The organism is Flammeovirga sp. SubArs3, assembly GCF_947387565.1.
GTDB classification, from domain to species: Bacteria; Bacteroidota; Bacteroidia; order Cytophagales; family Flammeovirgaceae; genus Flammeovirga; species Flammeovirga agarivorans.
Window position 1 is genome coordinate 138,108 of record NZ_CANDOA010000004.1, and the last position, 16,244, is coordinate 154,351.

Genomic DNA, 16,244 nt, shown 5'->3' on the forward strand with positions numbered 1-16,244 from the left:
GCGATAATTAGAACCATTTTCAACCCTGTGAGAACGAAAAATACACCTGCTAAAAACGTTAATTCTCGACATTTGAGTCATCGATTATTACTTATAAACACAACAAAAACTTTAATCTCTCTAAGCATTTAAAACTAGTATGAATATGAAGAATATTATATCTACAGTCTTTTTTTTATTGACCTTGATTTGTACTCAAGGTTTCTCACAAAATAATTTAATAGATAATGGGAATTTCGAATCAACAGACGCTCCTTGGATTGTTACTAATAAGAGCGGTATTGCTAACCCACCTGTAGGTTCATTAATTACTCATAAAGACAATGCATCGGGTGCTTATCAAATCGCTATTCCGGTGAACGAGGAAAACGAAAAATTAAACCTCTCAAATATTCAGTTGAAGTCTGGAGGTTTTGTAAACTTTACAGAGGCATTGGCTGAAGAAACAGTTTTCCAATTATCTGCAGATGTGTACGGCTCACAAGAAGGAAGATTGAAATATATGATTCAGTGGGAGTCTGGGTCAAATAAAATCCAGTCAGAAGAATTTACAATAACAACAGACAATCAGACATTCACTTCTCAGTTAGCGGTGCCTGCAGGGGCAACAAAATGGATTGTTTTACTTCAGTTAGGAGGTACAGTTGGTGATGTAGTTGTTGATAATATTGTACTAGAAGTTGCTCCAGAAAAAACGGATGAAGAATTAGTACAAGAAGCTATTGAAGATCTGAAAATTACTTTTGATAACAATGATCCAAAAGATGGTTTAGGAATTATGTATGATGTATCGCTACCAACTGTAGGATTAAATAATACAACAGTGACTTGGGAGTCATCTCATTCTGATGTGATTAGTGCTAACGGAAATGTTGTGAGAGGAGATCAAACAACAGAAGTGACATTAACTGCTTCAGTAACACTAAATACGACTACATTAGATAAAGATTTTACAGTAAGCGTATTACCTTATACAGATGAAAGTGGTAATGCAATAATAGTAAATGCAGACCTTGAGTTAGGGGAGACTGTAGGTTGGGAAACAAGCTTTAATGCTGGACAAGTAAGCGAATCTGATTTTACGTACAGTAGTACTGTTCATGCAGAAAACGCTTCGAATGCTGGAAAGTTAGAAATCACAAATGGAGGAGTATCGTTACCTAACTTAGTGATAAGGACTCAATGGTACCCATTTAATGAGGCGACTTTAGAAAAAAAATATTTCGAAGTAACTTCAAATGTATATACAGCCATCGATGAAACGATCACTTTAAGATATCAGGTGTCAGGAAGAGATGCAGAAAGCAACTACATCAACAGTAACAGTAGAAACATGGACGTTACGCCAACAGCCGCTGATGTTACTTCAGTAGTTGAAACACCTGCTGGTTTAACATCTTGGAGATTGTTATTACAAGTAGGTGGAAATACAGGAACATTTGTTTTTGACAATGCTGTTTTAAAAGAAGTAAGTGCAAATGAAGGGCAAGCAAAATTAGTAGCAGAGAGTTTATCACTCACTTTTGCAGATGGAGAAACAGCCACAACCATCGAAAGTGATTTTGAAGTGGTTACTACGGATGCATTAGGTTATGGTACTTCTTTAACTTGGGTATCTAGTAACACAGATATTATTACAATTACAGATGGTTCTGCTGTGGTTACAGAAATTGTTGAAGACACAGAGGTCACATTAACAGCTCAAATTTCTCAAGGAGATTATTCAATCAATAAAGAATTTAATTTAACTGTATTAGCCTCAGACAATGCAAAATTAGCGGCAGCTAAAGAAGATGTTGCTATTGAGTTTGCTGAAGGTGATGCTGCTGATCAAGTATCTGAGGACATAGTATTGCTAACGACATCTTTATATGAGACAACAGTTACTTGGGAGAGTACTCATACAAACATCACTGCTGAAGGAGTAGTAACATTAGGTGATGAAACAGTAACAGGAAAGTTAACAGCAACAATTTCATTAGGAGATTTATCTACAACAAAAGAATTTGATCTGACTACAGTAAGAAGCAATTCTTCTTTGCTAAATGAAGCAGTAGAAGCAGTAGAAATTACATATGCTAATGAAGAAGATGCTCAATCAGTCGAGTCTGATGTTACGCTACCTAGCACAGGTTTAAATGAAACAACAATTTCTTGGGTTTCTGATAATGAAGAAGTAGTTACTTCTGCAGGTGTGGTGACTCCACAGACGACTAATCAAACTGTAAAGTTAACAGCTACAGTGGCTTTAGGAGAGTTGTCAGATTCAAAAGAATTTACATTAATAGTATTGAATAATGCTTCAAAAGTAATCAGTGATAGCAAAGAACATTTACAAGTAGGATTTGCAGATGGTGAAGAAGCAAGTCAAGTAACTTCTGACCTTGAGTTGATCACTTCTGATGGTGATGTAACGATTACATGGGCTTCGTCAAATACAGATGTTGTTACAGCAGATGGAAAAGTAACACAGCAGTTATATGATGAAACTGTAGAGTTAACCGCAACTTTAGTTTTAGGTGATGAGCAAGAAACGAAGACATTTACTGTAGTTGTCGCTAATAATGCAGAAGAGGTAGTGAACGATGCGTTAGCTAACGTTCAAATCACTTATGCTAACGGGGAAGATAATACTTCTGTAATCAGTGATATTACTTTATCAGGCGATGTAAATGAGGTGACAGTGTCTTGGTCTTCATCAGATGAAGAAGTGATCACAAACGCTGGAGCTGTAACGAGAGCAGAAGAAGATAAGAATGTAACAATGACAGCTACATTATCTGCAGGTGATGCAACTGCGACAAAAACCTTTGATCTAACAGTATTAATGGAAGAACAAATACCAACAAGCGTAGAGGACGAATTACTAGAATTAGTAGTTTTCCCTAACCCTTCATCGGATTTGATTACCATTAGATCAGAAGTACAAATTAATACTTTGGAAGTATTCGATATGTTAGGAAGACAGATTGAACTTTCAAAAGAAGGAACTGAATTCTTGAAGAAAATTAATATATCAGGTTTACCAAAAGGAAATTATATCCTTAAAGTAAATCAACAATCAAGAGTATTTATTAAACAATAATAGAAACTCTAGAAATAACGACACCGACACAAATCAGCTGTTGAGGCGTAAGCCTCAACAGTTTATTACAGACAAGAAATCAATTATTATTTGTATGAAAGAATTACTACTAACGTTATTATTATTATCATTTTTTACTAAAGACTACGCACAAACACCAGCACATGAAATGGCTACTCGACTAGGAACTGGCTACAATTTTGGTAATGTGATGAGTGCTAACAATGAAGGAGATTGGGCTGCCCCAATCGAAGAATTCATGATGGATGATGTGGCTGAAGCGGGCTTTGATCATATTCGCCTTCCTGTACGTTGGGGAAGTCATACTTCAGAAAATGCTCCATATACAGTAGACCCAGCTTGGTTGGAAAGAGTAGAAGAAGTGGTCGACTGGGCATTGGAGAGAAACCTTATTGTGGTATTAAATGCCCACGGTGAACATTGGTTTATTGAGGAAGTGACGAAAGATGTAGATGTGTACCCTTATCCTGAAAAGTGGGATAGAATGTTAGAAATCTGGCGTCAAATCAGTACACATTTCAAAGGAAAAAGTCATGATATTGTTTTTGAGTTGATCAATGAGCCCTACTTCAGTATGAACAAAAAGTTAGTGGATCAGCTAAATGTAGAGTTGTTGGAGATTGTTAGAAAAGATCACCCAGATAGAATTGTCATGCTAACTGGAGGTGGTGATAACGCTATTTATGCACCACAACAAATGGATCCTGCTATTTTTGAAAATGACGATAAATTAATTCCTTGGTTTCATTTTTACTGGCCAAATACCTTTACAAAATATCCTGAAATTGAAGGGAGTAAACCTACTTGGGGATCAAAAGAAGAATATGAAAGTTTAAGAAGTGATTTTGAAAATGTAAAAAGTTGGGCAGACCAACTGAATGTCCCTTTATACCTAGGGGAATTTGGTTCTAATAATGTTTGTGATCCGGTAAGTAGAGCAAAATACCATAGTGCTATTGTAGAACTTTCTCAGGAGTTGGATTTTCCTAGAGCTATTTGGTGTGCAGGGCCAAAGGCCAATAAAATGATCTACAAAAGAGTAGAAGGTGAGTGGGATAAGGGACAATTAGCTCCATTATTCCCTAAAGAAAATAAAAAGAATGTCGTATTAATCATGATTGATGATTTAAATACCGATTTATTCGCATTTGGTAATGAAGAGGTGATTACTCCTAACATTGATGCATTATCAGAACAAGGCATTCAATATACAAATACACAATGTTCATATCCTGTTTGTGGTCCTTCGAGAGCAAGTTTGCTTACAGGTACCTATCCGGAAAGAAATGGTGTAACGAATCTAACTTTACAACTAAATGAAACAGCTCCAGAATTAACAACCTTACCAGAGTTATTATCACAAAACGGATATAAAACAGCGGCAGTAGGAAAAATATTTGATCCAAGAAATGTAGACAATGGACATCATGAACAGGCTTGGACAAGTGATTATACAGACCCATCGCATTATACATATCCCGATGAATATGGAGACTTTGTCTCAGGGAATAAATACAGAGTTGAAGATGGAATGTCGTATGAAATTGGTCCTGAAAATGTAGGAGATGATGGGTACCAAGATGGTCAGTTTACTGAGCATGCATTAGAATTACTAGATGAGTTTTCTGCTTCATCACAACCGTTCTTTTTGGCAGTAGGGTATAAAAAACCTCACTTACCTTTCGTCGCTCCAAAAAAATATTTCGATTTATATGAAGGGAAGAACATTTCTTTAGCACCCTACCAAAAGATGCCTGAAGGAGCTGATGAGATTTCATATAAAGAACCAACCGAATTAACGGGTTATAAAGATATTCCAGAAGTATGGGAAGATACGTATCTAGAGTTTGAAAATGTATTGAATCCGGATAAGCAAAAGGAATTGGTTTTAGCATACTATGCTTGTGCTTCTTATATCGATGCACAGATTGGACAAATTGTAAACCGCTTAGAGCAACTAGGGGAAAAAGATAACACTTTGCTTATAATAACTAGCGATCATGGTTTTAACCTGGGTGACCATAATATGTGGGGAAAGCATAATTTATTAAGAAATTCTGCTCAAGTTCCTATGATAATTATTGATCCATCAGAGTTACTTCCTACACCTACAACAGATAGGGCTACTCAGTTAATAGACCTCTATCCCACGGTGTGTGACTTTACTTATACTCCAAAACCCTCATTTCTTCAAGGCAGTTCGTTGTTCTTGGGAAATGAGGTAACTACCCAGTACCCATTAGATTTATCTGTAACATATTACAAGAAAAATAGTAAGAATGGTTACACCTTTAAAAGAGGAAATTATAAGTATACTTTATGGACCTCTGATAAAGGGATGACTCCAATGTTGGTGCCTTATCAAAATGTAACGGCTTATCATGAAGAATTCTATGTATACAATGGTATTCAGGATTTAGAAAGAGAGAATCAGATCAATAATAGTGCTTACGCATCAGAAATTGCAGCAATAAAAGATGATGTGGCTAAGTGGTGGTCTGTATACTTCTCGCATGTAAATGCAGAGAGTTCATCTAATATTATTAGAATAAATAATGATTTTGAGCAAGGAGTAGAAACAGGTTGGGCGGCAACTTATAAGAAAGATTTTGGTATCGATTTTAGTTTGGTAGCAGAAGAACATCCTGTAAATAAAACTACCGCAGCAACATTTCATATTACACAAAATGGAGGTAATTTTTCTAACCTTGCTTTAAGGTCTGAAGAATACTCAATAGGTTATACAACGGAAGAGGAAAAGACTGTAAAAGTCACTTTCGATGTCTATTCTACTACCGATACTGAAATCCGTTACCAGTTACAGTGTAATGAAAGTACGGTTAAACTAAACAGTGAAAATATTACTGTAGCTAAAAATCAACCTGTGGCTGTTGAAAGTGAGATTGTGATAGGAGAAGGTATTTCCACAATGCAGATTGCCATTCAAATAGGAAAAGTAACCGGTACATTCTATATCGATAATGTAGTCTTAAAAATTGATGGTGATGAAGATAAATCACAGAAGTTAAAGGAAGCTGTAGATGCAGTAGAAGTGACTTATCAAGGAGGAGATTCCAAAAATGCTGTAACCAATAATCTTATTTTATCAGAAAGCAGTTTGCATTCATCAACAGTAACATGGAAAAGTAGTAACTCCGATGTAATAAAAATCAATAATGAAGAAGGGGTAGTCACCAGACAAGATACGGATCAAACAGTGGTTTTAGATGCTGAAGTAACTTATGAAAACCTTGTTGAGACAAAGACTTTTGTAGTTAAAGTTCTGGCGAAACCTACTGATAAGTTACAGGAAGCTTTGGATGAGATAAACATTACCTACCAAGGAGAGGATAACGAAAGTGCCGTAACACAAGATATTACTTTGGTGAATAGCAGTAATGATGATGCTAAAGTGACTTGGACTTCCAGCAATAAGAATGTGATCGAAATTCTTGAAAACCAAGGTGTGGTGACTAGAGATGAAGAAGATCAAGAAGTAAAAATTCTAGCAAAGGTAGAACTTAATGGTGAGTCCGAACATAAAGAGTTTACACTTCATGTGGTAGGGACAAAAGATGAAGAAGAGCCTCCAACACCACCGACTTCATTGGATCCTGAATTATTACAAATAAAAGTCTATCCGAATCCTGCACATCAGGTGGTAAATATTATTACTGATCAACAGGCAGGGGAAGAGCTGAGACTATATAACATTAGAGGAGCATTAATCTTAAATCAAAAACATCAGTCCAAAACTCAACTGGATATCAGTGGTTTACCGAAAGGTGTTTACATATTAAAAATAGGTTATCATATAAATAAATTAATAGTAGAATAAGTATAAACACATGAAAAAGTTATTATTTCTGATCTGTTTCATCTCATCTTTCAATGCTTGGTCACAAAATAAAACAGTAGAAACTGAAGCAAAGTATTTTACAAATTGGATGGATAAAATTATTCACCTATCTGTAGATCAAAAAAATGAGATGATAGCATTAAGAACCAATTATATTTTGGAGAAAAATGCTTTGAAAAAGAGTAAAGTGGCAACGACTTTTGATCGTCAGCAATTGGATAGAGATTATTGGAAAAAAAGAGATCGTATCCTAACAAGAGATCAAAGTATTCTTTTGGCAACTCACTTGGTTACAAGTAGAGAGGTGGAAGAACTCAATCACATTGTAGCTTTACATAAAGATCAGAAACAATCTTTTTATGATACTTATAAGATCGTTAATTATACCTTAATGAAAGACAAGAAAGATTATGGTAGATATAGCGATAAATATATTAAAACGGATCAATCAGCTATTTCTAGAAAAAAGGAGATCATTAATGATTTATTGTTAGCTGAACAAAAAGAGACGTATGATACCTACTTCGAGGATTTAAAGAAAAGAAAGAACAATGCTACTTTTCATGCTACCGAAGAGGAAGATGTAGAAATCGATGGTTATAATATCTTAGAACCTATTGGGTTTTAATTCTCTGAAATCTATTTTTTCTTCCAGATTATCTTATTATCATTGCTGAATATTAGCCAAATAATATTCTGATTACTGGATGAAAAATTTTGAAGAAAAATATAAATTGATAGTAAAAATAGGTAATGCATTACATAAATTTGGTTGTTCTTCATTAAGAGTGGAGACTTATATCCAAGATGTGGCCAAACACATTGGGGTAGAAGTTTCTTGTCAGGTAACGACCAATACCTTGAACTATCAGATAGAAGATCCGGAAACCAATGAACGACAGGTGATCTTACAATATATTCCTTTAGGAAGTAATGATCTCGGGAAATTGGCAGATCTTCATAAAAGATTAAGACAGGCTTTTAAAGATGACCATGACTATGAAACCATCACCAAGAACATTGATGAAGTAATGGTCTCTAAAAAGTTGTATGGGGAATTGTTACTTGCCTTTGCTTACACTGTAATTCCACCTTCATTTTTGGCCTTGATTGGTGGAAGTACAATTACATTACTCTTCAGTTTCTTAATGGGATTTCTAGGGTATGTCATAACGAAAGCAGTGGGCAAGTTCAATACCTCAAAGTATACCTTGGAGTTTTATACTGCCTTTATTTGTTCTATGATGGGATGTTTATGTAAATGTTTCATCCCAGAATTAGATGTAATAGAACTCAGTTTAGCTTCAGTAATTCTATATGTACCCGGACTTACAATATCCATAGCATTAGAGGAGATATCATTTAATCAATTTAATTCAGGAACAGGATTCCTATTTAATGCAGTGATGATTTTCTTAAAGCTATTCATTGGAGTGTACTTAGGAATGTCAGTCGGCAATTACTTATTTGATCTTCCTGAAGATATATATGTGAATGAAATTCCAAAATGGGGCCACTATATCGCATTACCTTTCTTGTCAATAGGATTGGGGATTGTCTTTAACACTAAGTTCAAAGACATGATGATAGGTTTGGTATTAGCTGCAATTGCTTTTTGGGGTCCGATGGTTTTTACAAATAATTTGGGATGGATATTCGGAACATTTATTAGTGCTTTCCTTATCACATTTTTAAGTATTGTCGTAAGTAGATGGAGAGATGTACCTCCTTCAGTTTATTTGTTACAAGGTATTGTTATTTTGGTACCTGGTAGTAGATTATTTATGGGGTTATCAAATCAGTTTAATGATGATCCTATTATTGATAATCCAAGTATTGGTACTTCAGGACTGCTAATGTTCTGTGCAATTGTAGTAGGTATGCTGGTAGCATATAGTACGTACTATCCAAATCTAGATAATAGAAATGAAGTAGTATAGATGGACTTCATCAAATATATAAATCCCACCTTACAAAAGTGATTGTAAGGTGGGATTTTTTGGTTAGGCCACTTCACCTTTTTTGAAGCTTAATTTTGCACTTTTTTAAGTATAGCTCACTTCTTATAGCGAAAAAAGTGGACTTTAATTAAAGACAAAAAGGTCTATTAATGCTTATTTTATCCCTAAAACATCATTATTTTTTTATAACAAAATACACATCAACTTATTTACTGAATATCAATAAATTAAGTGTTTTTGTGTTTGGAATATTAATACTAAAATCCTAAATTAAACTTATAATCAATTACAAAATGTAGATACTTATTGATTAATAAACTGTGATTACTTACAATTAAATTTTCTCTTCACCTTTAAAATGATTATTACTTTCGATAACCATTTAATAATATGGTTGTCATTAAATTCATTCTTAATAACTTTCAAGTAGTTGACATCTGGATATATATATTAGTTTCAATTTTTATCAATAGGTCCGTTATATTTTAGATAAAATTGACTGATTAAATAACCTTTTCTATTAGATGTTATTTTAGATGCACATATAAAAATATGTATGAAATCTTATATCCCATTGTTTTTGAAATGAGTGTATTATAAAACGAGGAGCACCATTTTAATTACTTCAACTACTTATGACCAAAAAATTCTATTGTATGAAAAAGCTATCATTATTTTTAGCTCTTTTGTGTACGAACTTTGTTTTTGCACAACAGAAAAATGTTGTCTTATTTTTAGTAGACGACTTAGGATACTATGATTTATCCCTTCATAATTCATCTTTATACGAGACTCCTAACATTGATCAGTTGGCTCGTGATGGTATCGATTTTAGGAATGCATATGTTGCTCATCCAAGGTGTTTACCTTCTAGGTACGGCTTACAAACAGGTAGGCATCCTGCAAGAGCAGGTATTCCAGCGAAGAACTCTAATACTATAAAAGGAAAGAAGTTTTATGATAACGAAAAGACCATCGGTCAGGCCTTTAAAGAGCAAGGCTATAAAACTTTTTTTGCAGGAAAGTGGCATTTGGGAGAAACTGAAGATGAATGGCCTGAGAATAAAGGTTACCATAAAAGTATCGGAAGTGGAGCAGCAGGTGCCCCACAGACCTACTTTTTCCCATATAACGAACCTGAAGATCCTAATAAATTAAATGACAAAGCGTTAATTCCAGGATTAGATGAGGGAGAGGTAGGTGAATATCTAACTGATCGTCTGACAGATGAAACGGTGAAGTTTATTAAAAATAATAGAAATGAACAGCCATTTTTCGTCATGTTATCTCATTATGGAGTCCATACTCCATTTGAAGGTAAACCTGATTATGTCAAAAAATATAAGGAAAAAGTAAAAGGAATGACCTTTGAAGGACCAGAGTATTTGGATATAGATGGGGCTACAAAGACGCATCAAAATAATGCAGCTTATGCAGCTATGGTTCAATCTATTGATGAAAGTTTAGGTAAAATTGTCGAGACCTTAAAAGCCAAAGGGGTGTATGAAAATACGATCATTGTTTTTACATCAGATCATGGTGGGTTATCGAATAGAGCTAAGAAAAATACAAGAACTTTAGCGACTTCTAACTTACCGTTAAGAGGAGGAAAAGGGCATTGTTTAGAAGGGGGTATTAAAGTTCCATTAGTATTTGGAGGAGCAAGAATATCCTCTCACTCTGAAAATTATCAGGTAACAACCAATACAGATTTATATCCAACTTTATTATCACTTTGTAATTTAAATCTATACCCTGATGAACATTTGGATGGAATAGATATCAAAGAGAATATAGTTACTGGAGAAACACAGAAAAGAAGGTTATTCTGGCATTCTTCAAGAGCAAGGCCCAATTCAACAGGAGATTTGAACTGTTCTGTAATAAGAGACGGGAACTACAAAATGTATCATTATTTCGATGCAGGGATTTATGAGGTGTATAACCTTAAAAAGGATCCTGAAGAAGCAATAAACATCTTTGATCCTCAGAAAGAAAGATATATAAAAATGATGCGTCTTTTAAATGAATGGAAAGAAGAAGTTGATGCAAGTTAAAATAGTAAATTATAGTTATTTTAAACTGAAATAATATCACAATATATTTAAATAAATATTTATTAATTTAATTCAAAATAGTGTTGATTTATTTGAATATTTATTTTAAATTAAATTAGTTATTCACGTAAATTTAGTTGTCTTAATATTGATTATTTTATCTGTTATATCAATGAAATAATATTTAAATATTTGATCTTTATTCTATTCTACTTATTAAATTTTAATTACCAGTTATAAATGATGTGTGACTCTCTTTTCAATGGAATTAGCGCTGCCATTGATTCACTTCAGTTAGATCACTTTAAATCATTATTTCAGTTATAGCACATAAATAATAGTATCACAGTTTATCTATCTACACAACCATTAGAAATGCTCTCACATAATCACTTAAAATGATTTATGCACTACTTGTCATGGCTTGATGAAATGAATGAAATAGTTACAATTCGCATACACTTCTTAAAACTATTGATAGCCAATGATAAGGTCATGTTATCTGAAAAGATAATTAATCACGACTACTTTCAACATCCTGAAATGGGATGTATAGAACACATCTTAGAAAATTAAATCGTTATGAAAGAATTATTATTCATACTATCATTGATCTTAATAGTAGATCACACTAACGCCCAAACTCCAGCACAAAGAATGGCTGATCGATTGGGAACAGGATATAATTTTGGAAATGTAATGAGTGCACCAGAAGAAGGACGGTGGGCTGCAGCAATCCAAGAAGGCAATGTCGAAGATATTGCAAATGCAGGGTTTAAGCATATACGTTTGCCCGTTAGGTGGGATGGTTATACAGGTGCAAATGCTCCCTATACTATCGACCAAGATTGGTTAAATAGAGTCGAAGAAGTGATCGATTGGGCTACAGAAAGAGATCTGATTGTGATCTTAAATGCTCATGGAGAACATTGGTTTCTCGATGAGGTGACTAGGGATGATACTGTTTACCCTGACCAAAATAAATGGAATAGAATGTTGGCGATGTGGGAACAAATCGGCCATCATTTTAGAAACAAAAGTAATGATCATTTGATCTTTGAACTGATTAATGAACCCTATTTTAAAATGGGACAATCTTTAGTAGATGAATTGAATGTTCAACTATTGGATATTGTGAGGACAGAGAACCCGAATAGAATAGTGATGCTTACAGGAGGAGGCGATAATGCTATCCATTCTCCACAGCAAATGAATCCATCTACTTTTCAGAATGATGATAAGTTGATCGCTTGGTTTCATTATTACTGGCCCAACAAGTTTACAAAGTATCCTGAAATTACTGGAAGTGTTGATACTTGGGGTTCAGATGCCGATTATGAGTTTATGGAGAATAATTTCCTAGAAGTAAAAACATGGGCTGATAATAATAATATCCCATTGTATTTAGGTGAGTTTGGTACTAACAATGAATGTGAGGAAGCTTCTAGAATTAAATACCATAGAGCAGTGGTTCAGACATCTGAAAATTTAGGTATACCAAGAACCATCTGGTGCGCAGGGTCTAAGGCAAACAAAATGATCTACAATAGAGTAGAAAGAGAGTTTGTACCAGGGCATGTAGAGGCGTTAACTGAATATACAAGAAGGTCTACGATGCCTGCTGGAAACAGAAATGTCTTATTCATTGTTGTTGATGATCTAAATACAGATTTATTTTCTTTTGGAAATACTGAAGTGATTACTCCAAACTTTGATAGATTGGCACAAGAAGGAATTCAATATCAAAATGCACAGTGTTCTTATCCGGTATGTGGCCCGTCGAGGGCATCGATGTTAACGGGAACCTATCCCGAAAGAAATGGGGTCACAAATTTGTCAACCCTATTGGATGATGAATCTCCTGAGCTGACAACTTTACCAGAGTTATTAAAAGATAATGGATATAATACGGCTGCAATAGGAAAGGTATTTGATCCTAGGAATGTAGATAATGCACATAATGGAGATTCTTGGACAGAGGCATATAAGGATCCTAATTCTTATGATTACCCTCAGGAATATGGGGATTTTGTACAAGGATCAAAGTACAGAGTCCAAAGCGGTACTTCCTTTGAAGTAGGTCCAGATAATGTAGGTGATGATGGCTATCAAGACGGGCAATTTGCAAACCATGCTATGAATTACATTGAGCATATGGGAAATCAAGATCAACCATTCTTCTTAGCTGTTGGTTTCAAAAAGCCACATTTACCATTTATTGCTCCCAAAGAGTACTTTGACCTTTATGAAAACGCTGAATTGTCATTGGCTTCAATTCAAGGGTTGCCAGAAGGTACAGCAGACTTTGTGCAAAAAGTGCCTACAGAAATTAAAGGCTATTCAGATATCCCACAAGAGTGGAGTGAAACTTACAATGGGTATTCTCAGGTGCTAGACCTTCAAAAGCAAAGAGATTTAATCAAAGCTTACTATGCATGTGCATCTTATATTGATGCTCAAATAGGCAAGGTGATCGATAAATTAGAAGAAACAGGACAGAAAGAGAATACACTGATCATTATTACTTCTGATCATGGTTTTAATTTGGGTGACCATAATATGTGGGGAAAGCATAACTTATTACAAAATGCTGCTCAGGTACCTATGATAGTAATTGATCCTTCAAATAACCTAAGATCATCTAATCGATCAGTGCAATTGATAGATTTATATCCTACTATTTGTGATTATACATCGATTGATAAACCAGAGTTTTTACAAGGTAACTCATTGTTCCATGACGATACTGATGCTACTTATTACCCGATGGATTTAGCGGTAACGTTTTATAAAACGGATGGTTCTAATGGATATTCTTTTAAAAGAGGTAATGAGCGATATACTTTATGGACTGATAGAAAAACCATGACGCCAGCAGGAGTAGAGTTTGAAGATATCACTATTCGCCATGAAGAATATTATAGATATTCGAATGCACAAGAGTTAGAATCAAGTAATGCTATTAATAATTCAGCCTATCAGAATAATATACAAGAATTAAGAGATCTTGCTGCTGTGTGGTGGAATAAATATTATAACCATGCACAAGGAATTCATACTGTAGAACAGCAAAAGATTGATCTCGGTGGTGAGATACCTGAAATTGTAACAGAGGTATTGGACCCGAATAATTTCATTCGTTTAAATCCAGGTTTTGAGATTGGTATTCAAAATGGTTGGACTTACTCAGCGAAAGAAAATATCGGAATTGTAGCATCAGCAAGTGCTGGGTATTTTCCGGGTACAGAGAGTAAAGCAGCTGCTTTTGAAATAGAAAATAATGGTGGATCTTTTTCGAATATGACATTAAAGTCGAACCAGCATAATTTAGAAAACTCAGATGCACATGAGTTATTTATTGCTTTTGATGTTCACTCTACTTCAAGTTTTGAAATGCGCGTACAGATTCAAGGGGATAATGGAGATAATGTAAATACAGAGCCTATTATTATCAATGCGAATACGACACAGAGAGTGAATACTTCTATTATGACAACAAACGGGATGAATGCTTTTAAGTTCTACTTCCAATTGGGTAAAGCTGAAGGAAATGTTTATTTAGATAACGTCTATGTATCAGATGTAGAAGAACAGACGGAGGTCGAGGAAGAGGTAAACCATGAAGAAGTACTTCTTGCCGAATTAAATGAGTTAAGCGATCAGTTAAGGATCACTTTTAATGCTCAAGATCCACAAGATGGAAATGGTATTCAGTATAACATTGAAACGTTACCAGAAAGTATCGGAGATGCTACAGTCATTTGGACTTCTTCAAATAATGAAGTGATTACTTCAAATGGGGTAGTAACACAATCTTCTCAAGAGGAGAGTGTGATACTCACAGCAAATATCGCAAAAGAAGGTTATTCTGTGAATAAGGAGTTTCCGATTACCGTACTTCCTAGAGAGGTTGTTGAAGAAACTGAACCAATCAATAATCTAATATTGACCAATGCGTCTTTTGAAGATGGTATTGATATTGGATGGGAAACTTCGGTAAAATCAGGGGTTGGAATAGAGTATAATGCTGCCTCAAGTACTTTCCCAAATACATCAAATTTAAGCATGAAATATACCATTACGAGTAATGGTGGTAGTTTTTCTAGTTTCAATCTAAAATCTGATGTCTATCCACTACCTTCTTCATCGGTTTCTAAAACACTGTATATTTCTTTGGAGGTATATACGAATAGTGCTACTCAAATTAAGTTGCAATTGAAAGGTGACAATGGAGAAAAGGTAGAAACTGAAGGAATTGATATTCCAGCTTCAGCAGTCACAAAAATAAACCGTTCTTTAGTGGTTTCCTCGGCTATGAATCAGTTCCAGTTATTTATTCAGTTGGGAAAAACTACAGGAACAATCTACTTTGATAATGCAATCGTATCTACAGCACCAATCGACGAAAACAATAATGTTTCTGATGGAGCTGTAGAGGAAGAGGAGGTTGTTGAAGAAGAAGTGGCTGATAATTCAACGGTGCCTGATAATGGTAACTTAATTCTTTATAATTCGGATTTTACAGATGGAACAAATAATTGGTACATTAATTATAATTCTAGCTTTATTGAAGAAAGTGATTTTGTATTCAAGAATGTAGAACATAAAGTTTCTGGCGATGCTGCTTTAAGAATTAATGTAGAGAATGGCGGACAATCAAAGTCAAATCTGATGGTGAAATCAGAGATATATCGCTTAGACCAAGTGAAACCTGTAACTAGACGATTTAAAGTAGTTGCCAACGCATATTCTTCAAAACAATCTGAAATAAGATTCCAATTAGAGTCTACTGATGAGAATGGAACAACCAATATGATCAAAGGAGAGAACATTACTTTAACGTCTACTCCTATAGATATTGAAACATATGTGGAATTATCTCCTAATGCAGAGTACTTCCAATTGTTTGTTCAGATTGGTCAGAATATTTCCTATTTCACTTTCGATTATATTGAATTATATGAAGTGACAGAGAGTTCATCTAGCCGAACGACTGGGTTAGAGCATCAGATAGAGGATATATCAGAAGATATTTTCCAGGTTTATCCAAATCCTGCTTCTCATACTATACATGTTAAAACTTCAGAAGTCATTACAGTACTGAAGATATATGATTTACTAGGAAGGGAGGTGATGTCATTGGAAGATGAATTAGGTACCAATTTATGGAGAGTAGATATCTCGAACTTAAAAAGAGGCAACTATATTATTAAAGCTGTAAATAATTCATCCCTCTTCATAAAAAAATAAATAGTTAGTAA

General features: G+C 34.5%; 6 protein-coding genes. All 6 read left to right on the top strand.

Features of this window, described 5'->3' with window-relative positions:
• The first annotated feature begins 145 nt into the window (after positions 1-145).
• The 6 genes from QL232_RS12910 to QL232_RS12935 all read left to right on the top strand — a co-directional run bounded on the left by QL232_RS12910 (position 146) and on the right by QL232_RS12935 (position 16,233).
• On the top strand, positions 146-3,085 hold the full coding sequence (locus tag QL232_RS12910) for an immunoglobulin-like domain-containing protein (protein WP_281614424.1): 2,940 nt from the start codon (positions 146-148) through the stop codon (positions 3,083-3,085).
• Positions 3,086-3,179: 94 nt separating this feature from the next.
• On the top strand, positions 3,180-6,944 hold the full coding sequence (locus QL232_RS12915; RefSeq protein ID WP_281614425.1) for a sulfatase-like hydrolase/transferase: 3,765 nt from the start codon (positions 3,180-3,182) through the stop codon (positions 6,942-6,944).
• Positions 6,945-6,954: 10 nt separating this feature from the next.
• The gene (locus tag QL232_RS12920; protein ID WP_281614426.1) at positions 6,955-7,593 is read left to right on the top strand and encodes a hypothetical protein; all 639 of its coding nucleotides are present in this window, start codon (positions 6,955-6,957) and stop codon (positions 7,591-7,593) included.
• Between the two features lie 79 nt (positions 7,594-7,672).
• Positions 7,673-8,905: a threonine/serine exporter family protein gene (locus QL232_RS12925; RefSeq protein ID WP_281614427.1), complete on the top strand. Its 1,233-nt coding sequence runs from the start codon at positions 7,673-7,675 to the stop codon at positions 8,903-8,905.
• Positions 8,906-9,582: 677 nt separating this feature from the next.
• On the top strand, positions 9,583-10,983 hold the full coding sequence (locus QL232_RS12930) for a sulfatase (RefSeq protein WP_281614428.1): 1,401 nt from the start codon (positions 9,583-9,585) through the stop codon (positions 10,981-10,983).
• 582 nt (positions 10,984-11,565) lie between these two features.
• Positions 11,566-16,233, top strand: coding sequence for a sulfatase-like hydrolase/transferase (locus QL232_RS12935; protein ID WP_281614429.1), 4,668 nt, complete (start codon positions 11,566-11,568; stop codon positions 16,231-16,233).
• Positions 16,234-16,244: the final 11 nt, after the last annotated feature.